Annotated in this window: 25 protein-coding genes; 5 read left to right on the top strand and 20 right to left on the bottom strand. The window is 57.0% G+C overall.

Features of this window, described 5'->3' with window-relative positions:
• Window positions 1-69 precede the first annotated feature (69 nt).
• Window positions 70-2,265: a primosomal protein N' gene (locus ACR0CW_RS00225; RefSeq protein WP_480786430.1), complete on the bottom strand. Its 2,196-nt coding sequence runs from the start codon at window positions 2,263-2,265 to the stop codon at window positions 70-72.
• Between the two features lie 90 nt (window positions 2,266-2,355).
• Here ACR0CW_RS00225 and fsa point away from each other — a divergent pair, with 90 nt between their 5' ends.
• The 3 genes from fsa (at window position 2,356) to ACR0CW_RS00210 (ending at window position 4,839) form a co-directional block, all read left to right on the top strand.
• On the top strand, window positions 2,356-3,009 hold the full coding sequence (fsa, locus tag ACR0CW_RS00220) for a fructose-6-phosphate aldolase (RefSeq protein WP_480786429.1): 654 nt from the start codon (window positions 2,356-2,358) through the stop codon (window positions 3,007-3,009).
• A 205-nt stretch (window positions 3,010-3,214) separates the two neighbouring features.
• Window positions 3,215-3,922, top strand: a complete 708-nt coding sequence (locus tag ACR0CW_RS00215) for a DUF484 family protein (protein ID WP_170331171.1) — start codon at window positions 3,215-3,217, stop codon at window positions 3,920-3,922.
• Window positions 3,919-4,839 carry a tyrosine recombinase XerC gene (locus ACR0CW_RS00210; RefSeq protein ID WP_480786428.1) on the top strand — a complete coding sequence of 307 codons (921 nt, stop codon included), beginning with the start codon at window positions 3,919-3,921 and terminating at the stop codon, window positions 4,837-4,839. Before ACR0CW_RS00215 ends, ACR0CW_RS00210 begins: the two co-directional genes overlap by 4 nt.
• A 1-nt stretch (window position 4,840) precedes the next feature.
• Here the strand turns inward: ACR0CW_RS00210 and ACR0CW_RS00205 are convergent, their stop codons facing one another.
• Window positions 4,841-5,335 (bottom strand): hypothetical protein, encoded by a 495-nt coding sequence (locus ACR0CW_RS00205; protein ID WP_480786427.1) that lies wholly within the window; start codon window positions 5,333-5,335, stop codon window positions 4,841-4,843.
• A 266-nt stretch (window positions 5,336-5,601) separates the two neighbouring features.
• Between ACR0CW_RS00205 and ACR0CW_RS00200 the strand changes: the two genes are divergently transcribed.
• Window positions 5,602-6,297, top strand: coding sequence for a CDP-alcohol phosphatidyltransferase family protein (locus ACR0CW_RS00200; protein ID WP_155143304.1), 696 nt, complete (start codon window positions 5,602-5,604; stop codon window positions 6,295-6,297).
• Window positions 6,298-6,342: 45 nt separating this feature from the next.
• Here ACR0CW_RS00200 and ACR0CW_RS00195 read toward each other — a convergent pair whose 3' ends face one another.
• From ACR0CW_RS00195 to ACR0CW_RS00150, 10 genes are all read right to left on the bottom strand, one after another.
• Complete coding sequence (locus ACR0CW_RS00195; RefSeq protein ID WP_155143303.1) at window positions 6,343-6,810, bottom strand: hypothetical protein; 468 nt, start codon at window positions 6,808-6,810, stop codon at window positions 6,343-6,345.
• A gap of 76 nt (window positions 6,811-6,886) precedes the next feature.
• Window positions 6,887-7,342, bottom strand: coding sequence for a methylated-DNA--[protein]-cysteine S-methyltransferase (locus ACR0CW_RS00190; RefSeq protein ID WP_480786426.1), 456 nt, complete (start codon window positions 7,340-7,342; stop codon window positions 6,887-6,889).
• An 82-nt stretch (window positions 7,343-7,424) separates the two neighbouring features.
• On the bottom strand, window positions 7,425-10,337 hold the full coding sequence (ileS, locus tag ACR0CW_RS00185) for an isoleucine--tRNA ligase (RefSeq protein ID WP_480786425.1): 2,913 nt from the start codon (window positions 10,335-10,337) through the stop codon (window positions 7,425-7,427).
• 164 nt (window positions 10,338-10,501) lie between these two features.
• Window positions 10,502-13,243: a DUF2339 domain-containing protein gene (locus ACR0CW_RS00180; protein WP_480786424.1), complete on the bottom strand. Its 2,742-nt coding sequence runs from the start codon at window positions 13,241-13,243 to the stop codon at window positions 10,502-10,504.
• Window positions 13,244-13,345: 102 nt separating this feature from the next.
• On the bottom strand, window positions 13,346-13,825 hold the full coding sequence (locus tag ACR0CW_RS00175; protein WP_480786916.1) for a DUF2269 family protein: 480 nt from the start codon (window positions 13,823-13,825) through the stop codon (window positions 13,346-13,348).
• Complete coding sequence (locus ACR0CW_RS00170; protein WP_480786423.1) at window positions 13,825-15,141, bottom strand: SDR family oxidoreductase; 1,317 nt, start codon at window positions 15,139-15,141, stop codon at window positions 13,825-13,827. Before ACR0CW_RS00170 ends, ACR0CW_RS00175 begins: the two co-directional genes overlap by 1 nt.
• A gap of 84 nt (window positions 15,142-15,225) precedes the next feature.
• A complete protein-coding gene (locus tag ACR0CW_RS00165; RefSeq protein WP_155143297.1) occupies window positions 15,226-15,936 on the bottom strand; it encodes a VIT1/CCC1 transporter family protein in 711 nt (236 codons plus the stop codon).
• A gap of 54 nt (window positions 15,937-15,990) precedes the next feature.
• Window positions 15,991-16,983: a YcjF family protein gene (locus tag ACR0CW_RS00160; protein ID WP_480786422.1), complete on the bottom strand. Its 993-nt coding sequence runs from the start codon at window positions 16,981-16,983 to the stop codon at window positions 15,991-15,993.
• Complete coding sequence (locus ACR0CW_RS00155) at window positions 16,976-17,431, bottom strand: N-acetyltransferase family protein (protein ID WP_480786421.1); 456 nt, start codon at window positions 17,429-17,431, stop codon at window positions 16,976-16,978. Before ACR0CW_RS00155 ends, ACR0CW_RS00160 begins: the two co-directional genes overlap by 8 nt.
• Complete coding sequence (locus ACR0CW_RS00150) at window positions 17,428-18,843, bottom strand: YcjX family GTP-binding protein (RefSeq protein ID WP_480786420.1); 1,416 nt, start codon at window positions 18,841-18,843, stop codon at window positions 17,428-17,430. The genes ACR0CW_RS00155 and ACR0CW_RS00150 overlap by 4 nt, the downstream gene beginning before the upstream one ends.
• 114 nt (window positions 18,844-18,957) lie before the next feature.
• Here ACR0CW_RS00150 and truA point away from each other — a divergent pair, with 114 nt between their 5' ends.
• Window positions 18,958-19,725, top strand: a complete 768-nt coding sequence (gene truA / locus ACR0CW_RS00145; RefSeq protein ID WP_480786419.1) for a tRNA pseudouridine(38-40) synthase TruA — start codon at window positions 18,958-18,960, stop codon at window positions 19,723-19,725.
• Window position 19,726: 1 nt separating this feature from the next.
• Here truA and ACR0CW_RS00140 read toward each other — a convergent pair whose 3' ends face one another.
• The 8 genes from ACR0CW_RS00140 to ACR0CW_RS00105 all read right to left on the bottom strand — a co-directional run bounded on the left by ACR0CW_RS00140 (window position 19,727) and on the right by ACR0CW_RS00105 (window position 25,614).
• The gene (locus ACR0CW_RS00140) at window positions 19,727-20,677 is read right to left on the bottom strand and encodes a nickel/cobalt transporter (protein WP_480786418.1); all 951 of its coding nucleotides are present in this window, start codon (window positions 20,675-20,677) and stop codon (window positions 19,727-19,729) included.
• Window positions 20,662-21,309: a DUF1007 family protein gene (locus ACR0CW_RS00135; RefSeq protein ID WP_480786417.1), complete on the bottom strand. Its 648-nt coding sequence runs from the start codon at window positions 21,307-21,309 to the stop codon at window positions 20,662-20,664. The genes ACR0CW_RS00140 and ACR0CW_RS00135 overlap by 16 nt, the downstream gene beginning before the upstream one ends.
• Before the next feature lie 73 nt (window positions 21,310-21,382).
• Window positions 21,383-22,183, bottom strand: a complete 801-nt coding sequence (locus tag ACR0CW_RS00130) for a thioesterase family protein (protein WP_480786416.1) — start codon at window positions 22,181-22,183, stop codon at window positions 21,383-21,385.
• A gap of 16 nt (window positions 22,184-22,199) precedes the next feature.
• A complete protein-coding gene (locus tag ACR0CW_RS00125) occupies window positions 22,200-23,432 on the bottom strand; it encodes an acyl-CoA dehydrogenase family protein (RefSeq protein ID WP_480786415.1) in 1,233 nt (410 codons plus the stop codon).
• A gap of 259 nt (window positions 23,433-23,691) precedes the next feature.
• A complete protein-coding gene (locus ACR0CW_RS00120) occupies window positions 23,692-24,285 on the bottom strand; it encodes a GNAT family N-acetyltransferase (RefSeq protein ID WP_480786414.1) in 594 nt (197 codons plus the stop codon).
• On the bottom strand, window positions 24,278-24,676 hold the full coding sequence (locus ACR0CW_RS00115; RefSeq protein ID WP_480786413.1) for a ketosteroid isomerase-related protein: 399 nt from the start codon (window positions 24,674-24,676) through the stop codon (window positions 24,278-24,280). The genes ACR0CW_RS00120 and ACR0CW_RS00115 overlap by 8 nt, the downstream gene beginning before the upstream one ends.
• Entirely contained in the window at window positions 24,673-25,131 is a 459-nt protein-coding gene (locus ACR0CW_RS00110; RefSeq protein ID WP_170331139.1) for an arsenate-mycothiol transferase ArsC, read from the bottom strand. Before ACR0CW_RS00110 ends, ACR0CW_RS00115 begins: the two co-directional genes overlap by 4 nt.
• 3 nt (window positions 25,132-25,134) lie before the next feature.
• Window positions 25,135-25,614 (bottom strand): UPF0262 family protein, encoded by a 480-nt coding sequence (locus ACR0CW_RS00105; RefSeq protein ID WP_155143289.1) that lies wholly within the window; start codon window positions 25,612-25,614, stop codon window positions 25,135-25,137.
• Window positions 25,615-25,680 lie beyond the last annotated feature (66 nt).

The raw sequence follows: 25,680 nt of genomic DNA, 5'->3' as shown, positions 1-25,680 counted from the left end.
TACGCCCATTTCTGTAATTTGGCGAGAGGAAAGCAGTCGCCGCACATTGCCTCTGCACTGATGCAGAAGTCAGTAGAAACTTTGTGGATCGATATCGACGGTCAGACGAATATCACCCTTCAGCCGCAATGGCGCGATCCAGCGCGCGATAGCATCCTGAATGGGCGCGCCTTTCGGGGCTTTGACCAGCAGACGCACCCGATGCCGCCCGCGAATTCGGGCAATCGGTGCGGGCGCCGGGCCAAAGACCTGCGCACCGATATCGCGCAACGGGCCATCATTGCGCGCCATGGCGTTTCCGATGTCGAACACAGGGCCAACCTCTGGCCCCGAGAGCACTATCCCGGCCATACGACCATAAGGGGGAACGCCTGCAGCCTGTCGCCCGGCAGCTTCTGCCTTCCAGAACCCTTCTTCGTCCCCGGACAAAATCGCCCGGATCACGGGATGTTCAGGCTGGAATGTCTGTAGCAGCGCCTGACCCGGTTTATCCGCCCGCCCAGCGCGGCCAGCAACCTGGCGCATCAATTGGAATGTCCTCTCAGCCGCACGCAAATCGGCACCATGCAGGCTGAGATCGGCGTCGATCACGCCAACCAGTGTCAGTTTCGGAAAGTTGTGCCCTTTGGCCACCAGCTGCGTACCGATGATTATATCTGCTTCACCTTCGGCGATCTCTTCAATCTTGGCTTTCAGGGCCCGGGCAGATCCGAACAGATCAGAGCTGAGCATCGCAATATTGGCTTCAGGAAAGGTCGCCTCAGCCTCTTCGGCCAAACGTTCAATCCCCGGCCCGACCGGAGCCAGCTTGCCCTCGACCCCGCAGGATGGGCACACCTCGGGCATCGGCTTCGTCTCACCGCATTGGTGGCACATCAAGCGTTTCAAAAACCGGTGTTCGACCATCCGCGCATCACAGTGATCACAGGCAATCTGCTCACCACAAGCCCGACATAAGGTAACGGGCGCATAGCCACGGCGATTGATAAACAGCAGCGACTGCTCGCCTTTTTCAATCCGCTGCCGCACTGCCTGACGCAGAGACGGGGAAATCCATGTTCCCGGCTGCATCTGTTCCGCCCGCATGTCGATTGGCTTCATCTCGGGCAGAACGGCGGCCCCAAACCGCGACGTCAGATCGATCCGGTCATACTTTCCCGCCTCGGCATTGGCCCAGCTTTCTAGCGAAGGCGTGGCACTGGCCAGTACCACCCGCCCCCCACAGATGGCTGAACGCAACACGGCCATGTCGCGCGCGCTGTACTGGACACCATCCTCTTGCTTGTAAGAAGTGTCGTGCTCCTCATCGACCACGACCAAGCCCAGATTGCGAAACGGAAGGAACAGGGCCGATCTTGCTCCGACGACCAGTTGCGCATCCCCCTGCCCGACCATTCGCCAGACCCGGCGGCGTTCAGTCATCGTCGCGCCCGAGTGCCATTCAGCCGGGCGCGCGCCAAACCGCGCCTCGACGCGGGTAAGGAATTCCGCGGTCAGCGCGATCTCAGGCAACAGAACCAGCGCCTGTCGTCCCATGCGCAGCGCCTCGGCCACGGCCTCCAGATAAACTTCGGTCTTACCTGAGCCTGTCACGCCCTTGAGGAGCGTGGTTCCGTAACTCCCTGACTGCTGACCTTCCTGCAGCTTTGCAACTGCGGCCGCCTGATCTTCGGTCAGCTCTTTTCCTGGCAGATCCGGGTCCAGATGCGGATACGGCAGATCACGGGGACTGTCTTCCTCCCGCACTGCACCCAGCTTGACCAGCCCTTTGACGACAGATGAGGTCACGCCGGCCTGCTCGGCCAGTTCCTTCAGCGTAAAGGCAAGACCGCCATAATCACGCAGAACCTCGAGCACGCGGGTGCGCGCGTCGGTCATACGGTCCGGTTCAGTATTGCCAAGGCGATAGATCTTACGCATCGACGGCGGATCACCCAATCCGGGTGCACGTGTTGCCAGCCGCAGCATCGCGGGCATCGGCGTCAGCGTGTAATCTGCCACTTTACCCAGAAACACGCGCATCTCTTCGCGCATCGGTGCAACTTCCAACACTCGGATCACTGATCGCGCCTTGTTAAGATCAAATCCCCCTTGCCCCGGTCCCCAGACAACACCCAGAACCTTACGCGGCCCCAACGGGACCTCAACGAATGCACCCAGAAAACACCCACCCTCGGGCGCTTTGTAATCCAGCGTCCGGTCCAGAGGCTGTGTGGTCAGAACCGCCACCAGTTCGCCTTCGTCAAAATACTCCTGAGTGCTCAACGCATATCCTCGGGCCGGGGGGTTTCAGCAAGTCTCTCTTTGGGGTAAAGCCATCCGCGACCAAGGCCAACCCATCAAAGGACTGCCCTCATGAAATTCTTCGTAGACACAGCCGAGATCGATGCCATCACCGAACTTAACGATTTGGGCATGGTAGACGGTGTGACCACCAACCCTTCGCTGATCCTGAAATCGGGTCGCGACATTCTGGAAGTGACCAAAGAGATCTGTGATCTGGTCGATGGCCCCGTATCCGCCGAAGTTGTCGCCACCGAAGCCGACGACATGATCGCCGAAGGCCGCAAGCTGGCCAAGATCGCTCCGAACATCGCCGTGAAGGTGCCGCTGACCTGGGCCGGTCTTAAAACCTGCAAGACGCTTTCGGACGAAGGTCAGATGGTCAACGTAACTCTGTGCTTTTCGACTAATCAGGCCATTTTGGCGGCAAAGGCAGGCGCGACTTTCATCTCACCCTTCATCGGACGTCTCGACGACATCAACCTCGATGGCATGGACCTGATCGCCGATATCCGTCAGGTCTATGACAATTACGGGTTTGAAACCGAAATCCTGGCGGCCTCGATCCGCACCGTGAACCACGTGACCGACAGCGCCCGTATCGGCGCCGACGTGATCACCGCACCGCCCGCTGTCATCAAGAAGCTGGCCGATCACCCCTTGACTGACAAGGGTCTGGAAACCTTCCTGGCCGACTGGGCCAAGACCGGTCAGAAAATTCTCTGATCCCGACAGTTTCTGCGAAACCGCGTGGCGCCCTCGGCGCCGCGCTAGGCCCAACTGCAAAATCTGATCTCTGATCAGAGAGTTGCGGGTTGGAGCACCTTACCACCACATTGCTGCACTAATTCGAGCTTCAGGTGCATTTTTTCCAAGTCAAATCCGGTGTCCCATGCTATAAACCGCGCAACAAAAAAAGACCGGACAGGAAATGAGCAGCAACCCGAAACTCGAGGATAATCTCCGCGCCGCGATTCTGGCTGAGCCTGACGCAGTGCTGGATGACAAGGACCTGATGCAGGCGCTTGTAACTGCGAATGAGCGCGCACGTGGTGACAACATCATCGATCTGCGCGGGATCGCCATGCAGCGGCTCGAAGCCCGGCTGGATCGGCTGGAGGATACCCATCGTTCGGTGATCGCAGCTGCCTACGAAAATCTGGCAGGCACCAATCAGGTTCATCGCGCCATTCTTCGTCTGCTTGAACCCGTCGAGTTCGAAGATTTCCTTCGCACGCTGGGTAATGACGTCGCCGAAATACTGCGCGTCGATAAAGTCACTCTGGTTCTGGAAACCACACTTATTCAGGACGACCCCGCAGTCGACAAACTGGGCGGTGTTCTTACAGTCGCAGAGCCCGGCTTCATCGACAGCTATCTGACCTATGATCGCAGCGGGCAACCCCGGGATGTCACCTTGCGCGAAATACACCACTCCAATCGCAGAATCTATGGCGACAAGGCCGACCAGCTGCGCTCCGAGGCGTGCCTGAAGCTTGATCTTGGCGAAGGTCGCCTGCCCGGCATGATCGTCATGGGCGCCAAGGATCCCAGACATTTCTCACCCCAGCTGGGAACCGATCTTCTGGCCTTTTTTGCTGGCGTGTTCGAACGCTCGATGCGCCACTGGCTGTCGTGAGCCTGATCTCTCCGGCGTGCCGCGATGCACTCCAGCACTGGCTAGATAGTCTGGGGGCGCTTTCGGGGCGATCGGAAAACACGTTGACGGCCTATCGTGGTGATGTCAGCGAATTCCTGTCGTTCATGACACTTCACAACAGTGCCCGGCAGGGGCTGGCTGCGCTGGAGCGGATCACAGTCTCAGACATGCGGGCCTGGATGGCGCAACAGCGCGAAACAGGTGTAGGCGCGCGTTCGCTGGCACGCAAACTCTCCGCTGTCAAAACATTCTACCGCTGGCTGGCAGAGCGAGAGGGTTTTGAACCAACAGCCGTTCTGTCAACGCGCGCACCGAAATACACCAAGAAACTCCCGCGCCCTCTGGCCGAAGATGCCGCCCGCGCGATGATCGAAACAGTCGAATTGCAATCGACTTCTGACTGGGTCGCTGCACGTGACGTCGCCGTTGTGACATTGCTGTACGGATGTGGCCTTCGCATTTCCGAAGCCCTATCCCTAAAGGGAGCAGACGCACCACTGCCATCCACCTTGCGCATTCTTGGAAAAGGCGGGAAGGAACGGATTGTCCCGGTAATCCAAGCCGCGAAAGACAGTGTCGAGCATTACCTGCAACTGTGCCCTCATTCACAATCACCGGATGCGCCATTGTTTCGGGGCGTGCGCGGTGGACAGTTAAACCCCCGAGCCATTCAGGGCGTCATGGCCAAGGCACGCATGCAACTGGGTCTGCCGTCAACGGCAACGCCTCATGCAATGCGCCACAGCTTTGCCACGCATCTCCTGTCGGCTGGTGGGGATCTACGGGCGATCCAAGAGCTGCTGGGCCACGCATCGCTGTCAACTACGCAAACCTATACAGCAGTCGATACCGCGCGGCTGATGGAAGTCTACAACCGCGCGCATCCGAAGGCCTGATTTAGTCGGCTTTCAGGGTGATCGGCTTATAACTGTAAGCGTCGCCTTCTTTTTCTCCACTGACTGCGCCGGCCACGGCCCCACCAAGAACGCCGGCAAATAGAACGCCGGCCCCAACTGCATTGGCCCTGCGATTTTCAGCCGAGATATTCTTGGGCGCGACCATTTCAGAGTGCGTTTCTCCATCTAACTCGCAGTTGACCTGAATGGGCTTTGTTTGCTTTCCATAGCTTGGCAAGTTTACAATTGCAGGCGTTTTGAATTTTGCCTTAAATCCATCGCCCACAATATTGCACGACGCTGGAATGCTTGAATTTCCGTTTTGAGAGACACGTACGCTGGTTGCGCGGAAACCAACCACCGATTGTTGCGCATCTGAGGAATCAAACTCAACACTTTGGGCACTGCCCTTTTCTTTGAGAATACTCTCTTGTTTGGTGGCGCACGCTGCGCAAACCAATGACAAAATAACAAGAGAAGGAAGAGTGAATTTCATTGCGGGCCCGTTCCAGATTAGGTTGTTTTTGTTGAGTAAATCAGGCTGATAGATTTTCAACCCAAGCCCATCAAGATCATCTGTGTTTTCCCGTTAGAGAATAGTACTTGCTATGCGGCAAGATTGTCACAACACTCGCTCGGGCTGCAATTAAAGCCGGCTTATTTCAGTTTAAACGTGACCAAAAACCAAACAGGACCGACACAGTCTGACACAGACGGTCTTTTTGCTTTGCATCCGCGGCTTGCATCGTTCATGACACCTGCATGACACTCAGATTTAAAGCTCTTTCCGTTCATCTGTTCACCGCAACCGGCGCTGTTTTTGCAATGTTGGCCATGCTGGCTGCCGTCGAAGAAAAATGGAGCCTGATGTATCTCTGGCTCGTAGTATCTTTCATCGTAGACGGGATCGATGGCCCCCTGGCCCGGCATTATGACGTCAAGAAGAACGCGCCTGAATTTGACGGGGTGCTCATGGATCTGATCATCGACTATCTGACCTATGTGTTCATCCCGGCCTATGCATTGTTCAAATCCGGGTTGATGGACGGCTGGACTGGCTGGTTCGCAATCATAGTCATCACTTTTGCAAGCGCGATGTATTTTGCCGACACACGGATGAAGACCAAGGATAACTCTTTCTCAGGCTTCCCCGGATGCTGGAACATGTTTGTCGTTGTGATCTTTGCACTTGAGCCAAACTTCGGGTTCATCCTCATTCTGGTCACCTTACTGGCAATCGCTATGTTCCTGCCGCTCAAGTTCATTCATCCGGTGCGCACCGAGCGTTGGCGCACCCTGTCACTGCCAATGGCACTGGCATGGACATTCTTTGCGGGTTGGGCGGCCTGGGTCGATTTCCATCCGGAAAGCTGGGCACATTGGGGTCTGGTAATCACTAGCTTGTATCTGGTGTCTGCGGGTATTGCTCAGCAACTGATCCCGCAGCGAAACGGGTGACAAATCTCAATGGGCGCTGGACCATGACAGCGACCGAGAGCCTTTCTACAGGACTTCTTCGACTTCGAATTCAGTCCCGTTATGCGTAAAGTAGTCACCTTCTTTCAAACCAACCATAGCCAGATAAATCGGGCTTTGGGTTGAAATTCCCATATAGGTTTTGCCATCCACCTCAAACCGGGTAGTCGATACGCATACCACAAAACGCCGGTTGTTGAATTTGATAACCGCACCGGGCTGCACCGTGTCGGTCACGCTGAAATCCGTGTTTTCAATCACGTCGATCTTGGCGTGATGGGCGTGAACCGGCGCATCAAAAGCTGCGGCTAGATCCGCATTCTCGCGTGACGCAGCTATGTCGTCCTTGTCATGCCCTTCCCGGTCATCAAGCTGCGCATCTTTCAGGAATGCATCATAATGCGCCTGAGCAGTTGCCAGTTCTTGCTCTTCAAGCGACATAAGCCGGTCAATGATCGCCTTTTTCCGGGCGGCACGGTCTGTCTGGGCAGTCATACAATGCGGTCCTTTAAATTCAGCATCTGATATAAGTTGGGCCGCAAACAAGTGGATTGCAACAGGATTCAATCGATCAGATCAACAGGCCCGCCGCGCGTTCGTGCCGTAAAAGAGCTACTTTGGTTTCAATACCGCCCTGCCCTGAAAAGCCGCCAAGACTGTTCGCAGCCAGAATCCGATGGCATGGAATGATGACCGGGATCGGGTTGGCACCACACGCCTGCCCCACAGGCTGGGCAGGCTGGCCTAGCTCTTTCGCAATATCGCCATAGGTTCGGGTCTCTCCGAACGGGATCGCGAACATAAGATCGCAAACCTGGCGCTGAAATTCGGAGCCATCGACGTGATACGGCAGATCGAACTGCTCCAGCCGGCCTTCGTCATATGCCGTCAGCTGCGCAGCAGCCTCTTTCAACAAAGGGGTGTCCGGGTCTTTGTTCGTACCGTTCCAAATCAAACGCGTGATTGCGCCGTCTGTTTCTTCGACCCCAAGACATCCAAACTGTGTTTCAACCGCGATCATTGGCATGAGCGCAGGCTCGCAGATTGACAGAATTGACGCAACCAAGGAAAAGCCCCGCCCATTGGTAAAAGGGCGGGGCTTGTTTGCTTTAGCTCAGCGCTTCGTCACAACGGCCACAGACGCCTTCGTGCGAATGTCGTCCGACATCGGGCAGGATCTTCCAGCACCGCTGGCATTTCGCACCTTCGGCCTTTTCGAACACGACGCCGACGCCTTCGATTTCAGGCACGCGGAAAGCCTCAGCCGGGGCAGGATCGCCTGTAACGGTCAGACCCGAAGTGATGCACATGTCATCCACATCGAATGTAGCCAGCAGGTCGCGGGTTTCCGCGTCCTCGATATGCACAATCGGTGCCGCCTCGAGGCTGGAGCCGATGACCTTGTCCTGACGCTGTACTTCGAGCGCAGCAGTCACAGCACGACGGACACGGCGCACCTTGGCCATGTTGGCTTCCAGTTCAGCGTCGCGCCAATCGGTAGGCGTATCGGGGAAGTCGACCAGATGGACCGAGCTGTCATCCCCCGGGAACCGCTCTAGCCAGACCTCTTCCATGGTGAAGACCAGAACCGGCGCCAGCCAAGTGGTCAGGCGATGGAACAGAATGTCCAACACGGTGCGCGCAGAACGGCGACGCAGGTTGTCGCCATCGCAGTACAGCGCATCCTTGCGGACGTCGAAATAGAAAGAAGACAGGTCAACTGTCGCAAAGTTGAACACTGCGCTGAATACACCCTGGAAGTCGAACGCGGCATAGCCTTTGCGCACCTGCTCATCGAGCTCGGCCAAACGGCTGAGCACCCAGCGTTCCAGACGCGGCATATCCTCGGGCGCGACGCGGTCGGCCTCGGTGAAATCAGCCAATGATCCCAGCATGAACCGCATTGTGTTGCGCAGACGGCGATAACTGTCAGCGGTGCCTTTCAGAATCTCCGGCCCGATCCGCTGATCGGCGGTGTAGTCGGTCTGAGCAACCCACAGACGCAGGATATCAGCGCCGTATTGCTTGACGACCTCTTCCGGTACGATGGTATTGCCCAGAGACTTGGACATCTTGTTGCCCTTGGCATCCAATGTGAAGCCATGTGTCACAACGTTCCGGTACGGCGCACGGCCTTTGGTGCCACAGGCTTGCAGCATCGACGAGTGGAACCACCCGCGGTGCTGGTCGGTGCCTTCCATATAGACGTCGGCGATGCCGTCTTCGGTACCGTCTTCGCGGTCACGCAGTACGAAAGCGTGTGTCGAACCCGAGTCAAACCACACGTCCAACACGTCGAAGACCTGATCGTAATCCTCGGGGTTGGCGATGCCATCAAGGATCTTCTCTTTGAAGCCGTCGGTGTACCAAACATCCGCGCCGTCTTTCTCGAACGCCGCCTTGATGCGTGCGTTGAGGTCTTCGTTGCGCAGTAGGTAGTCTGCGTCGGTGGGCAGAGCACCCTTTTTGGTGAAGCAGGTCAGCGGCACGCCCCAGGCGCGCTGGCGGGACAGAACCCAATCCGGGCGCGCCTCGATCATGGAATACAGGCGGTTACGACCGGTCTGCGGCGTCCACTTCACCAGCTCATCAATCGAGCGCAGCGCGCGTTCGCGGATGCTGTCACCCATCTCGCCCATGCCATCGTCCAGCTTGCGGTCAACGGACGCAAACCACTGCGGCGTGTTGCGGTAGATGATCGGAGCTTTCGAGCGCCACGAATGCGGATAGCTGTGCTTGATCTTGCCACGCGCCAGCAGCCCGCCAACCTCGACCAGCTTGTCGATGACGGCTTTGTTCGCATCACCCTCACCGCCTTTGCGGGACAGGATGTACTTGCCGCCAAAGAAAGGAAGATCGGCACGGAACGAGCCGTCGTCCATCACGTTGTAGGTGATGACCTGTTCCAGCATACCCAGATCACGGTACAGCTCGAATTCCTCCATACCATGCGAAGGCGCACAGTGGACGAAACCGGTACCTTCGGTATCGGTCACGAACTCAGCGGCGCGGAAGTCGCGAATGTCGTCCCATTCGCCATTTCCGCCCTCGGCACCAGCCAGTGGGTGGGTCAGTTGGACACCTTCCAGTTCATCGGCTGTCACATCGCGGACACGAGTCCACTGGTCGTCGTTCAGACGGGCGCGGCCTAGCACGTCGGCGGCCAGATTGTCCGCCAGCAGGAACTTGTCTCCGACACTGGCCCAGCATTCCTCAGGTGCGCCGGTGACTTCGTACAGGCCGTAGGAGATATCCTTGCCGTACACGACCGCTTTGTTCGACGGCATGGTCCATGGAGTCGTCGTCCAGATCACGACAAAAGCGTCATCAAGATCGCCCGCATTCACGACTTTGAACTTCACCCAGATGGTGAAGCTTTCCTTGTCGTGATATTCGACCTCGGCCTCAGCCAGAGCTGTCTTTTCAATCGGCGACCACATCACGGGTTTTGAGCCCTGATAGAGCGTGCCGTTCATCAGGAACTTCATGAACTCGTCGGCGATCACGGCCTCGGCGTGATAGTCCATGGTGATATAGGGATCGGGCCAGTTGCCGGTGATGCCCAGACGCTTGAACTCGTCCCGCTGGATGTCGATCCAGCCCTCGGCGAACTTGCGGCATTCCTGCCGGAAGTCGACGATGTTCACCTCATCCTTGTTCTTGCCCTTCTTGCGGTACTGCTCTTCGATCTTCCATTCGATCGGCAGGCCGTGGCAGTCCCAGCCGGGTACATAACGCGAGTCAAAGCCCATCATCTGATGGGACCGCACGATCATGTCTTTGATGGTTTTGTTCAGTGCGTGGCCGATATGCAGGTGACCGTTTGCATATGGAGGGCCATCATGCAGGGTAAAGGGCGCTCGGCCCTCTTTCTCGCGCAGGCGGTCGTAGACGCCGATCTTCTCCCAGCGTTCCAACCAAGCAGGCTCGCGCTTGGGCAGGCCAGCGCGCATTGGGAATTCGGTTTTGGGCAGGTTCAGCGTGTCTTTGTAGTCAGGTGTTTGGGTCGTGTCGGCGCACATGGGGGGCGTCCTCAGAGTGATCTTGTCGTGAATGGATCGAAGCGGTCAGTGCGAATTCTCAAGCACCTTTGCCCGGCGTCTCGCGATATCAGAGCGCCGGGGATATAATTCGAATAATGATGGCCAGACGGTCATACATGGCCGCGCTTATAGGACGCCCTTGCCTAATGGTCCAGAGGTTCTGCCTCCTGCGGCGAATGGCGCAGCTTGGCCCAACGATTGAGCCATGCCAAACCCGCCAGAGCCAACCCAAGCGCCAGCAACGAGAACACCCGGATCAGCCCGCCCAGACCCGCGATATCGATCAGGAACACCTTGGCCACGGCGAAGCCGATCACCACCAATCCTGCCTTGCGCATCAGATCGGACTGACGGGCGAGCGACTGGTAGAACAAGATTGCGCCAATTAGCAACAGCGTCAGAGTGTAGGTGTACAACTCGGGCTGCTTGACACCATTGCCCTCGTACATACCCTCGGCCCCTTGCCAAAAGTGGCGGATCGCAAGCCCCAGCCAAAATGCTGCAAGCGCGCCTGCAGCAACGTAGCTGATCTGTTTCAGCCTCAAGGGCATCGACGGAATCCGCCACGCTGAAAGCCCGATGACCAGCGCGGGTAACAGATAGGCCACCGCAAGCGTGTTCAGGATCGGGGGGCCAAGCACCGGATCGACGTAGAGATGGAGCAGCGGGTTTTGTTCGATCAGCGCCTCTACCAGACGTACCACACCATGTGCCGCAAAAAAGCCCGCAAGCAGATAGCGTGCGTAGTTCAGCTTACCGCCCAGCTCGAACCTCTGAACCTGAGCATAGGCCAGCAGCAGCCAGATCACGGCAAGCAACCCAAGTCCCCACGGGCTGCTCTGAGCCCCGCCTTCGCCGAACCCCTCGAGCCAGCGCATTAGCAGCAGAGACAGCAATATGCCACCGGTCGCCCATGCGGCGCTTTCCAGCAACAGCACAGCCACCGGCCGCGTGAGTGGCCTCAGCAGCCACCATGCGATCAGAAAACCAATAACTGCCGCGCCATAGACGAATGTCATTTCGAGCAACGGCGCTGTATCCGCCCACTCAAGACCCGGGTTGAGGACCAGCCTTACCGTGATTGAAAACACTCCGGCCCAAATAAACCAACTCATCGGCGGCAGTGTGAATTTTCGGTCCAAAGCAGCGGCGATCACCACCGTTACGACAAGCGCAACTGTCAGCGCGGCCGAACTGAGGACAATCACACAGGCGAAGGTCAGACAGGACAGGGCTGAAAGAGTGACCAAGGCTGTGCGCATGCGGTATTCACCGTCAATTCGCGCAAACCGCTCGGCCAGAGCCACCATCAAAGCGCCCAGCGCAATGGCATGCAGAGCCCATGGGTAGGCCCCGATCACCTGCGCAGGGTTCCAGCCGATTTCCAGCGCGATTGCCATCACTGGCGCGAACACCGCAGTGCCCCCTGCCCAGACAACAGCATAACGCCCGCCCATGAAGGAACGCCATGCGGCAAGCAATGTGATCACTGCACCCAACGCGACCAGGATAGTGACGACCATCGGATAGTCGGCCTCGGCGGTTTCCGCATAGGTCGCCGCAAACGCCCGTTCAACAGAACCTCCGTCCATCCCGTGTGAAAAAACCGACCACACAAGACCCGCAGCAGGGAACACAACCAGGTCCTGCAGGGCACGCGCATCCTTTGCCCAGATGATCAGCGCCAGCAGCAATGCAACGAACAAGACTATGCCAAGCCAGAACTCCGACGACGAGTCTGCCCAGTGAAGCGAGAGGATCACGGAACTGGCAACCACTGCCCCAAAGGCCAGCCGGGTTGGGAATTCAGGCCAAGGCCCCCCTTTCTTGCGCCGGATGGTCTCCAAAACCATCAGTCCCGAGTGATCGGGGATCAACCGCCTGACCGGAATTGCGATCGTAATCAGCGCAAGAACTGTGGCAAATGTCAGATATGCTGGTTCAGTTGATGGCGACGACAAGACCAGCAGCAAGGCCGTTGCGTAAGACCCAACCAGCGTAAGCACCGAAATCCAGGCCCATCGCCGGACGGTATCGATGCCCAGCCCCAGCACGGCGATCACGAAAAAATATCCGTAAAGCCATGAAGGATCATTCGATGAGCCGCCAACCATGAAAGGTGCTGCGAAAGCTCCGATCAGACCAACGGCGGCCAATAGCGGGCCATGAAACCAACCCAGCACCAGCCCCGTCAGTGCAATCACGACCATTCCAAGCAATGCGGTTTCGGGACCGATCAGATCATATAGCTGTCGTGCGGACAGTACGCCCCCAAACAGCGTCACAAGCCCTGCGCCCGAGAATACCGACGGCAAATAGGCGGTAGCCGAGTCCTCATCGTCGCCGAACCGGCGGCGTACCACTTCACCTGCTACGATCAGAGCGGCACCAAAGGCCAGCGCGGCCAGAACACGGGCAGTGGGCGGCAGCAGGCCATTTTCAACGCCATATTGGACAAGAAATATACCTGCGAGAGCCAACGAAAGAGCAGAGACCGCATAAAACCAATTCTCGCGCAGCCAAGCGCCCAGCGCCGCAATACGATCCCCGCGAAAGACAATCGCTCCACTGTCTTCTTCTTCGGCTTCAATGACGGTCGTGTCGGTTTGCTCACTCTCAACTGCCGCAGGCATCTCTTCCGCTCTTGGCGCAGACCATGGCGCAGGTTTCGACTGTTCTTTTTCCTCCTCGGAAAGTTCCTGCTCAGCGGCTGACATGGGTGATGTAGTAGGCGCTCGCTCAATCGCGCCCGCAGACATCTCCGTAATCTGGTTTTCGAGTTGTTCGACCCGTTTACGCAAACGGGATTGACCGACCAACAACACAATGATCGAAATGGGTATGGCCAGAACAATCAGGCCAATGAGGACGAGAAGGGACTCCAAAAAAATACCTCCGGAGAAATTCGGCCTGAACCTACATTGAACGGGCACCGGGTAATAGTCTGGAAATCCAGATAGATTTGTTTTGTTGCAGGCTGGCCGGTATCAGAACAAGGCTATGTCGGGACGTTCCAGCATTAGCCAAATTATAGCCAGCACTGCCACAAACGCGGGAAATCCGCAGGCAAACCAGATGCGAAACAATCGATGATAGGCATCTGGCAGTTCTTCGCCATTTCCCGCTGCACGCCGGGCATAGTCACGTAAACGGAGCTGTATCCAGACCACCGGAAGCCAGAACAAACCTGTAAAAACATAAAGCAGCAGCGACAGAGCGATCCATCCCTCGGACAATGACCATCCCAACCTCCACGCCAGTAGAAATCCGGTAATCGGCTGCAGAATGACGGCTGACGTCGTGAACAACAGATCAGCCAGAACCACGATACCGGCTGTATGCGCAATGATACGCGGATCCCGGCTGCGATGCGCCATCAGCATAAAGAACGCGATGCCCGCACCCGTTCCCAGCAAGACACAAGCACCAATGACATGCAGCCAGCGCAGGATCAGATCGGGGTCCATTACCTGCTCTCCAACATCGGCCACGCAATCAAAGACAGCATCATCGCTGGCAAGATTTTGACCAGAGGTCCAAGAGGGTCACCCCAAAGCGCCGGAACGGCAACGGTTGCGGCCACCAGATAGAACAATGCAACAGCGAACTGCAAAAGGCATACCCGTCCCGCCCATGGACGCCACAACAACGCCAGACCCAGAGCGATGTCGACAAGCGACCAGAACACGACGCTGACTGCTGCGGACGGGGCAGACCAACCTGCATCCAGAAGAACCGATTTGGCCTGCGATAATCCGGTCAGCCCAAGGACACCGGACAACACCCAGAACAGGCTCAGCACCGCGATTACCAGTGGCATCAACAGGGACATACGCGCCGTCAAGCGATGTTCGCGCGCGCAGGTCAGGCGGCTAAAGACCTCATCCATTGAAGCCAGCGATGCACCCGCAGCCTTACGATATGGTTCCGGGTCGCCCGTGACCCCATCCGCCATGACCGTCATGGCAGTACTGCGCAAGGGCGAACGCCATCCCAGTTTTCCCAGAAAATCCGCCAAGGATGCGACCAAGTGGGTCGTCCACACCGGCACTCCAACCGTCAGCCGAGCTGCCGGAAAACCCAGCCACCGACGCGTCGCCGCGAGCACGTCAGACAGCGGATGTTCAGCATCTTCAACGAGATCATAGGCTCCCTGAGGCAACTCACCTGCAACAGTCGCAGTGATAGCACCGCACAGATCGTCCATGCCAACACACTGAACCGGCGTTGCCGGGTAAGCGATCGGCTGCACCAGCGGGATTGCCGCCAGCATCCTTAAGAGCGCAGTCCCGCCATAGTCGCTCTGCCCTATTACCAAACCCGGTTTGAGTATCCATGCAGTAGCTCCACAGATACGGAGTGCTGCATCGCCTGCGGCCTTGGTTCGCATGAAATCAGTCGTTGCATCAGGCTCGGCCCCGATGGCTGAAATCTGGACAATTGAAATGCCCAACTCGGCACAAGCCTGTCCCAAAGCAGCGATGGCTTTGTGATGCACAATCTCAAGATCATCGACCCCGCCGTCTTGCAGCGCACCTGCGCAATTCACCACCGCATCAACGTTGTTCAGACGGGATCGCCAATCCTCAGGATCCAGAAAATCCCTCAGATCACCTTTCACAAGCGTGACGCCCGGCAAGACTTTTGTCCCTGTTCGTGCATCGCGCACCATGCCTGTTACGCTTGCGCCTTCAGACTGAAGCGCCCTTGTGACTGCAGCTCCGATAAACCCGTAAGCCCCCAAAACCAGAACGCGTTTTCCGTGTAATTTCTTTTGCGGCATGACCACTCAAATCCGTTTTCACAACAGTATCTGATTGATCCGCGCGCACCAGAACCACCGCGCAAACTGCGACATCAACTGCCCTCATGGATGGAACAGCGATCCAACCAAATAGGCGATCGAAGCTGCCGCACCACCAATCAAAAAAGTTTCCAGCCCTGAGCGCCACCAAGGAGACAGCGACCACCGGCTTTTCAAAGCCCCGATCGCAAAGAAAACACCCATCGTGAGCCAGGCCGAGATAACAAAGGCACCATCCAGAGAAAGCAGGAATGGCAGGAGCGGGATCATGCCTGCCGCTAGAAAGGCAAAAAATGTCGCCGTCGCGGCTTTGATTGGATGGGGATCAACGCTACCCAATCCGTATTCGCCCTCAAGCATCAGGCTAATCCAATTTTCCCGGCTAGCAGTGATTGCCTCGGTCGCTTCATTGAGCACCTCGCCAGAAAGCCCTTTTTGCGCGAGTATTTCCTTCACTTCTGCCCGCTCGCCTTCGGGATAAAGCTCGATATGCCTTTCCTCAATGGCGCGGATGCGTCGGATGTTGTCCAGTTCAGCCTTGGTGCCTGAGTAATTGCCTGCAGCCATCGAAAACCCGTCCGCCAGCACATTGGCCAGACCAAGAGCAACGATTACGAATGGCGACAACCCTGCCCCGGCAACACCCGCGACGATCGCAAAGGTGGTCACAGATCCATCGATCCCGCCATACACAACATCGCGCAACACACCCCGCCCGGGCGGTGCATTTATCCGCGCCGTGATTTCCTGCTGGCTGTGTCCGTGATCGGTCATGGCTGGCTCCTCCCCCATTTTGCGGGGTTTGGCAGGCCAGGACCTTGCGACAGATCAACCCTTTGAAAACAACCCGCTCAAGGCACGTTTAACCATACCACGGGTCGATGGTTTGTGCCGTTCGGAAAATGGTAACGGGCGACAAACCTCCATCGCGGCAACTCCGACACGGGCAGACAGGGCGCCGTTTACAAGGCCCTCGCCAAAACGCCGGGACAGTTTGCTAAGGACTGAACCACCAAGAACCGGCTCGAGCAGATCATCACCAACGGCCACAGCCCCGGTCGCAACGAGGTGAACAAACACTGCCCGAGTCAAACGCCAGCTACCCAGAAAACCGGCGCGACCGCCATAGATTTCCGCAATCCGGCGGATCATACGCAGCGAAGATGCCAGGGCCGTCACGACATCCGCCAACGCAAGGGGCACCAGCGCAGTAACCGTGGCCACCTGCCGTGCTGCCGCCTCAACCTCTCGGCTGGCTGCAGCGTCCAATGGTGCCAGTAGCTCATCTTCGGCCAATACCAGCAGCCCGGAGGCATCGAACTGCTCCTCCATCCGCTCAGACAGGCGTTCCCGCCCCCAGCGAGTTTCCTCACGCCCCTTGTAGAACGAGATCAGGCGGTTCGTGACTGCGCGCGCTTGCCCCAGATCGGCATCTGCCAGCGCAGTATCAGCGGCGCGGCGCATTTCATCCACACGGGACAGGCGGCCAATTGCAGCCAACTCGCGCAAAGCAATGATCAGCCCGACAAGCACCAGGGCGCCAATCAATACTGTGACGATCCATCCCAAAACTGGTGCACGCGCAACCAGAGACGTGGCGAAATCCCACGCCGCCACCGAAATCGCCGCTCCGACCACAGCCAGTGCCAGCCCCCAAAACCACCGCGACAAGACCGAGGGCTTACTAGCTGCCAAACGCGCTGCAGCCTGCATAGCCTGCCCTTGCGGCTGCGCTATGTCAGGGACCGGAGGCGCATCAGATACATCCGTTGCTGGCCCGGCATCATCTTCGAGATCAATCAGAACCGGACCTTTAGCCATCGTTCAAACCCTCTTTTCGCCAGGCAAATTTGATGTCGGGCAGGTTTTCATCATTGTCTGTTCCATCGCTGCGCGCAATTTCAACAAAACCATTCTGCCTGTAGAAACGAAGGGCTGGTTCATTTGCCTGAAAAGCGAACAATGACAATTCAGAATTCTGAGACTTTGCAAGATTCAGTAATTGTCGCCCTATCCCCTTTCGACGCGCGGCGGATGTCAGGTACAACGAGTGGATTTCCGAACCCTTCAGCGACAGAAACCCTACGACATCACCACCATCATCAGCGACTGTTACCCAGCCCTGATCGATCATGTAGCCACAAAACGCTATCGTTTCGGCACAGGTATGGAGATTTGGCATCCAATCGTTTTCCTGCGCAAACCCATGCAGGATCGTGCCTGTCGTACCTGCATCCGTGCTGCGCGCGGGTCTTAGGGTAACGGTCACAGGCGATCTCCGATCAGAAACTGCGCAGCGCGGTCCAGACGGATATGTGGCGGGCCATCCCCAGGTCGAAGGGTCAGCTTTGCCGGAGCGAAGGCCATAAACCCATAATCTTCCCCCAGCCAGCCTTCGGCACCGTTGCGCGCTGGCGTCAGCAGATGGGCGGGATCTTCCGGTAAATCCCCCGGGTAAAAAGCTGCCTTCTTTCCGCTTTCCAGCAAAGTGCCACGAACGCAGGGCAATTCTACCCCATCGTGACTGCGCATTTCTTCCGTGGTCGCACGAAGGGCTGCCAACGACAGCGCAGCGGTTTCAGCCCCAGCAAACTTGGCGCGATCACGGGCCACTCGCGTCAACGCCTCCATAATCGCGGTCAGACGTGGGTGCTGAAGATGATGAAGGTGATCAGCTTTAGTGGCCGCAAAAAGGATGCGCTCAACCCGTTTGCCAAGCAGCATTTGGCTCAGCCAGGCATTCCGCCCCGGTCGGAAGGCAGACAGAATATCAGCCATGGCGCGACGCATGTCTTCCACGGCCTGTGGTCCCTTGTGGATCGCGCCCAGCGCATCAACCAGAACGACCTGCCGATCGATCCGGGCAAAATGATCGCGAAAGAACGGTTTGACCACCTGCGATTTGTAGGCTTCGTAGCGCCGTTCCATTTCACGCTGAAGCGTTCGCCGACGCGACGGTCCAGAAACAGGCAGAGGAGCAAATGTCAAAACCGGGGATCCGGCCAAATCGCCCGGCAAGATGAACCGACCCGGCGTGCAGTCATAGAACCCTGCTTCCCGGGCTGCGTTCAGATAGGTGGTGAACAAACCAGCCAACGCCTGAGCTGCGGGCTCTTCATGAGGACCTGCAAGGTCGACTGCCTTTGCCTGCGCCAGAAACTCAGCAGCCTGCGGGCGTTTCTCAATCCTCTCAAGCGTCTCGTGCGACCATTCTTCGTAAGACTTCTCGAGCAATGCCAGATCAAGCAACCATTCGCCGGGATAATCGACGATGTCCAGATGGATCTTCCGCGGCCCCTGCAGTCCTGACAGCAAACCCGCAGGGCGCGCCTTGAAGGATAAACGCAACTCTGACACAGCGCGCGTACTGTCCGGCCAGTGCGGCTCCGGTCCGGTCAGGTCTGAGAGATGGGATTCGAAATCGAACCGTGGAACTGTATCGTCTGGCTGTGGCTGCAGATAGGCAGCGTTAATCCGCCTCTCCTGCTGCGCGACCAGTCCGGTCATACGTCCGCGGTCCAGCAGGTTGGCGACCAATGATGTGATGAAAACCGTCTTTCCCGATCGCGCCAATCCGGTGACGCCCAGACGGATAACAGGCTCGAACAGGGTCTCAGATACCCGGTCGCCCACGGTTTCGACGCCGCGCACAAGACTGTCTGCCAGTGATGAGATGACCAATCTGTCGCCCCGCAATTATCGTTTTTTCCAAGATAGGTAGAGGTCGCAGGACTTGCCAGAGCTTTTGTCCATCCAGCCCTTGCCCGAACCCGCGCGTCGCGATACCAGCGCCTCATGCCCAGATACGCGTTGAAAGTCGAATACCAAGGGGAACCGTTTGCCGGATGGCAACGGCAAAAAGAGCTGCCGTCTGTACAGGGCGCTATCGAACAGGCCCTGTCACGCATTCAACCCGGCGAGCATACCATCGCGGCTGCCGGTCGTACCGATGCGGGCGTTCATGCGTTGGGACAAGTGGCTCATTGCGATCTTGAAAAAGAGTGGGATCCGTTCCGCCTGTCCGAGGCGCTGAACTATCACCTCAAGCCGCAGCCTGTCGCCATCGTGAAGGCAGCGCGCGTGGATGACGACTGGCATGCACGCTTTTCTGCGCTCGAGCGGCAATACCTGTTCCGCATCCTGATGCGTCGCGCACCTGCAACCCATGACAAGGGTCAAGTCTGGCAGATCAATCATCGGCTGGATGTGGATGCTATGCAGGCCGGGGCTGACATGCTGATCGGACAGCATGATTTCACAACCTTCCGTTCATCCATCTGCCAGGCTGCGAGCCCGGTCAAAACACTGGATGAATTGCGTGTCGAGCAGGTTCAGGGCTTTTCCGGTCCCGAAGTACATTTTCACGTCCGCGCGCGGTCATTCCTGCACAATCAGGTGCGCAGCTTTGTCGGCACGCTCGAGCGGGTTGGTGCAGGTGCATGGAGCCCGGAAGATGTACACCATGCGCTGGAAGCAACTGATCGAGCAGCTTGTGGCCCGGTCTGCCCTCCGCAAGGCCTCTACCTCGCGCGGGTTGGGTATCCCGAGGCTGTTTTTGACTGAATCAAATCGCGCGCAGCAAAAGGCCGCCCGCGATCACTGCAATGATCAGTCCTGCGACCAATTCGATGGTCGGCGCCAGCACGGATGCGAAACGGGTCGCCGAAGCTGATGCCAAAAGCCCTCCGCGCAATCCAAATGACGTCCACCCCACCAAGGTCGTGACCAATGCTGTGCCCAGCGCCATAGAAAAGGCACCTGCAATTCCCACCATCGCGATACCCATTTGCCATGTCAGGATGAGGACAAACAAAGCTCCGGTACAAGGGCGGGCGGCAATACCTGCGATCAAGACCATTGCCTCGCGCAGGCTCCCGACCTGAGCCACTTCTTCGGCGGTTGGACCATGGCGATGACCGCAATCTGAACAGACCTCATGTTCCTGGTCTTGGTCGTGGTGATGATGAACGTGGTGATTATGTTCATGATGGTGATGATGGTTGTGTGAGTTCGCATTGCGCTGCCGTCTTGCAAAGCTGCGCAATGCGCGAAAGACCAGCCACAGACCAATAGCTGCGATTGCGCCGTAGCTGATTGGTGCCATCACCTGTTCCGTCGTTCCGACAAGGCTTTCCCGGGACATCTGGAAAACCAACACCCCGGCATAGACCAAAACGATGGCCGTCACCGCCTGCCCCAGACTGGACAATAAGCTGATGGCAGACAGACGCCAGAACGCGACCCGGCGACCCAAACCATAGCCGCCGATCAACACCTTACCGTGGCCCGGTCCTATTGCGTGGAAAAACCCGTAGGCAAAGCAGACCGTCAATAAGGTTGCAACAGCTTCGGGCTGTTCCGCCCGCGCAGCACGTAGGGATCGTGCGATCTGGTTCTGGAATTCACGCTGTTCGCCCGCTGCCCATGCGGCAAGGTGATCAAACCCGCCACTGCCCCAGAACCACAGCAGCAATCCACACGCCAGGGCTACCGGTACAATCAGGTATTTGGACATGAAACACGAATCTCGGTCGCAAAGTTCTCGCCGACAAGCGGAATGTCATTTTCTTCGAGGTCGTAGTCGGCATCCAACGTCAACAAAAAGGCCTGCATCTGGGCGAGTTGCCCGTCGATATCCGGATCAAAGCGTTCGACCTTACAGGTGTCAGGTCCTGAAACCGTGACAGGGCGCGTGACCTCGTAAGCAGTGTAATACGTTTCGTCGAAAGGTTTGGCTGACAATGCGGTGGCCGGGACAAACCCATCTTCGACCGCGCGCAGATGTGTGGTTACAATCCGCCCGTCTTCGGTGGTTGCACGAGGCTCCATTGGGCCAGAAAGTGGCACATTGGTTCCATCTGCCTGAACTACCAGATCGCCGTTATATCCTTCGACCCATTGCGCATCAAAACCGGCCAGCACCTGTTCCTCGGCATCAGTCAGGACACCATCAGCATCCTGATCCAGTTTCATATCTTCCAGAACCAGCAACGAATAGAATTCGTCATATACCCAGGTTACGCGCACATGGGTCAACTGACCGGCGTCGTCAACAATGAACTCAAGCCCAGTGTCGATAAAGACGTGCGGGTGTGCGGTTGCCGAAATCGGCAGACAGCAGGTCAGGAATGTGATCAGCCAACGCATGACGGGAAGATAGGGTGCACAGGGGATGGCGGCAACGTGTTTCACTGCAATGGCGCAAAAACCAGCCAACGGCCTACCCCGGCGGGAACAGAACCAGAGTTTGCAGCGCCGTCCCAACCGGCCCTTCGGTGTCATAGAGCACTGATTGTGACATTCCGATCCCCGACGAATGCCAGTGGGATACTGAGTCAGAGGCCAACCATTCCGAGACGGGCTCTCGGTGAATATGTACCGTCAGATCGGTGTTCATGAACCCCATCTCAGTCGGTGGTGCATTCCATGAGATACCATTGCCGCAATCCGCCAGGGGGCACAGTGCCTGAATCGGGGATGGCGTCTCTCCTTCAAGCAAGGCAGGTGTGCGCATCCAGATCGCCTTGGGGCCCGGCCCCTGATTGCCGCCCGCGGGGTATGCAACTTCGGTGAAATGCGCAAAGCCGGGCAGATCATGACGCATCTGACGAATTGGGAAAGGCCCATCAACGACATTGTTAAGGTCCAGCGAGTTGATGCTTGCATTCGGAACGCTGCCCAGTTCCTTTCGAACCAGATGCATGGTTGTCGCCGTCGCACATAACGTGTCATCCAGATCATGCACCGTCACCCGTGTCGTGGCGAGCGTCCGGGTGTGCCGCGTGGTTTCAGCCGCAACCCTCAATCCGGCTAGCGGCAAGGGGCGTAGCAAATCCACCGTCAGCCGGGTCAACATTTTCTCTGGGCCGACTTCGGTTTCGGCTGCACGCGCAATCAGACCCGTTACCGGCCCGGCGTGACAATGATCTGCCGACCATGGGCCACGCACCGGATCGTTGCCGACAAAGGCACCGTCAGTGCTGGTGTGAAAATAGGCCTGCTCTTTCAGGTCTGGTTGCATCATTTGTCTCTAAACCTCAGATCTTTTCCTGAGTGTATTTCTTCAGTTCTGCCCGTGCCACCTGACGACGGTGAACAGCATCCGGCCCGTCGGCCAACCGCAATGTCCGGACGTGAGTCCATGCCGACGCGAGCGGTGTATCCTGACTGATACCCTGAGCTCCGAACATCTGAACGGATTCGTCGATAACCTTGAGTGCAACGCGCGGGGCAACAACTTTGATCTGGCTGATCCACGGCGCTGCCGCTCGCGCATCTCCCTGATCCATGTACCAGGCGGCCTTGAGGCACAAAAGCCTGGCCATCTCAATCTCCATCCGGCACTCAGCGATGATGTCGAAATTGGCGCCCAACTGAGCAAGTTTCTTCCCGAAAGCTTCTCTCTGCAGTGAGCGTTTGCACATCTGCTCCAGCGCGATTTCGGACTGACCGATTGCGCGCATGCAGTGATGAATGCGGCCCGGCCCCAAACGACCCTGCGCAATCTCGAAACCTCGGCCTTCACCCAGCAGAATATTCTCGGCCGGAACCCGAACGTTGGTAAATCGAATATGCATATGTCCGTGCGGCGCATCATCGTGGCCGTAGACCTCCATAGGCCGCAGAATCTCGATCCCCGGGGTATCTGCGGGCACAACAATCATCGATTGCCGTTTGTGTACTGGCAAATCGTCTCCACCAGTTTTGACCATCACGATGTAAACTTTGCATCGCGGATCACCCGCACCGGATGACCACCATTTCTCACCGTTCAGAACATAATTATCGCCATCTCGCACACAGGACATTGAGATATTGGTCGCGTCAGATGAGGCAACATCCGGCTCAGTCATCAGATAGGCCGATCGGATCTGGCCATCGAGCAGTGGCTTGAGCCATTGCTCTTTCATATTCTCAGTACCGTAGCGTTCGAACACTTCCATGTTGCCGGTGTCCGGAGCCGAGCAGTTGAACACTTCGGCCCCAAGTGGCGTTTTGCCCATTTCCTCTGCAAAATAGGCGTATTCCACCGTTGTCAGGCCAAACCCTTTGTCACTGTCGGTTAGCCAGAAGTTCCACAAACCCGCTGCCTTGGCCTTGGCTTTCAGCCCTTCGAGAATTTCGGCCTGCCGTTTCGTGTACTGCCAGCGGTCACCTTTATTGATTTCCGCGTGGTATTCTTCCTCAAGCGGCATGATCTCATCGCGGATCATCTCAGTCACGCGTTGCAACAGCGCGCGATTTTCCTCACGCAGTCCAAATGACATCATTCCCAAATTCCTCCCTGCCCCCACGAACCGAGGCTAACGTTTAACAAGAGGATGTCTTAGCTGCACTAATCCTGTCTAGTTGGGTGACGGGACGTCACTAAGATCAATTTTGAATGAAAGACACGCAAGTGTCCGTTCAGGCTTTTGGCATCTCGGTATTTCAAGGGACAGCAAGAGTATTTTCCGATCAGCATAGTGTGAGTTTAGCTCAACGATTGCAGGTCACGACACGTATGATTCCAGGCCGACCATGTTCCATTCACAAATCGCGTATCCAGAACTGTAGAGGTTTAAGCGTTTCGTCCTTGTCACCCAGATCTTTCCACGAGAACTGGGCCACCGCACCCGTCAGCTTTTCATATCCCCGTGCGCGCCAGAATTCATCCAGCGGGCGATAGCTGGCGGGGCGCATCGGGTGATCTTGCGGCCTCTGAACAGCACAGAAAGCGCATTTCCCGAACCCCAAGCTCCGCGCATGCGCTTCTCTCAGATCAAAGAACCTGTGGCCGACACCCTGCCCCCGATACTCGGGCAGCAGCACGGATTCAGCACAATAGAATATCTCGGCCAAATCCAGCCCCGAGCCTTCGAAAGCGGCGGCGAAATCGACGGCGTGGTCTGTCAGGGGCGCGCCTGTCGACGTACCGATCAGACGATCGCCATCAAAGGCGCCAACCACGATAGCTTTGTCGCTGTCACGATAGGATTGCAGGTACTTACGTTCGTATTCCAGATCACCATCATAGAGATAGGGCCATGCGCGGAACACCGCGATCCGCAGACGTGCCACGTCGTCCAGTGCCCCTGCCAGCGTGGAACCGGTCAGGGCGCGGACGTCGGTGACCTCAGCCATTGGAGACCTGCTTTACCCAATCCGCCAGATTGTAGAAGGTCGTCACCCGTGTGATCTTGCCGTCCTTCAGGTTAAAGAACGATCCCGCTGGCAGACGGTATGTCTGTCCATGCGCCTCAGGCAATCCTGCATCCGTTTCCAGATAGGTGCCGTTCACGATGAACTCTGCCGCCGCGCGGGTGCCGTTTTCAGCCTCGAACACCACAATATCCGTAAGGTTTTCTTTGTAGCACCGGTTCATGTGGGCACAGAACTCCGCGAACTTGTCCTTACCGGTCCGAATTTGGCCCTCGTTCACGTGATGGGCTATGTCATCAGACAAGCATTCCAGCATGCCTTCAACATCACCGGCATTGAAGGCATCGAAATAGGTTTTGACAGTCTGGTTCATGCGATCTCCGTAGGTTCACCCCAGCGATCCTTGAGATGTTTGATGATCTGATCGCGGGTCTGACGGTAGTGGTGTAGCTTCTGATCCCGTGTCTCGCCCAGTCCTGTAGGGTCCATTATTGGCCAATAATCGACATCCAGATGAAAAAACCGGGTCAGTTCCAGCGCTTTTCTCTGGCTCGCCGGCGAAAGCGCGACGATCAGATCAAAAGAACTCAGATCGTCGCCCCATTCCTCCATCTCATCGAAGGAGCGAGAGCGGTGACGGGACAACTCAACATCAATTTCCTGACAGGCAGCGATACTAAAGCCATCTATTTCGAGATCATTGTGCACACCAGCAGATTGAACATAGGTGCCCGTGCCATAGAATTTCTTCATGATCCCTTCGGCCATAGGTGACCGAACCGCGTTATGGTCACAACAAAACAGGACCGATTGCGGCAAAGGCTTCACGCGTCACCCTCCAAAGTGCAAAACGCAGATCAGGGTGAAAAGACGACGCGCAGTATCAGTGTCGATTTCGGCCTTGCCGTCCAGACGCTCCTGCAACACACGACTGCCTTCGTTGTGAATGCCCCGGCGCGCCATGTCGATGGTTTCGATCTGGCTGGGCGGCAGAGTTTTCACCGCGTTGAAATAGCTTTCGCAGATTTGAAAGTAGTCTTTGACCACCTGCCTGAACGGCCCAAGCGACAAGTGAAACTCGGCCGCCTTTTCGCTTTCTTCAGTCGCGATATCAAAAACCAGCCGCTTGTCGCGGATCGACAGCTGTACGTGATAGGGACCCTCAGGCACAACGCGATCATCCCGTTTCGGCAACGCGAACGAATTCTCTTCGAGCAGATCATAGATCGCAACCTTGCGCTCCTGCTCGATCTCCGGTGTCGGAGGTGGCAGATTTCGGTCGTCCAGTTCGATGTGCGAAATTCGGGTCATGTTTCCAAGGGTCCGATCAGGTCATGACAGACCTATATCAACGTTTTCAGATGGGCAACGCGCAGA

The sequence above is a fragment of the Ruegeria sp. CH6 genome (assembly GCF_056537005.1).
This window is presented reverse-complemented; position numbering and strand designations above follow the sequence as displayed.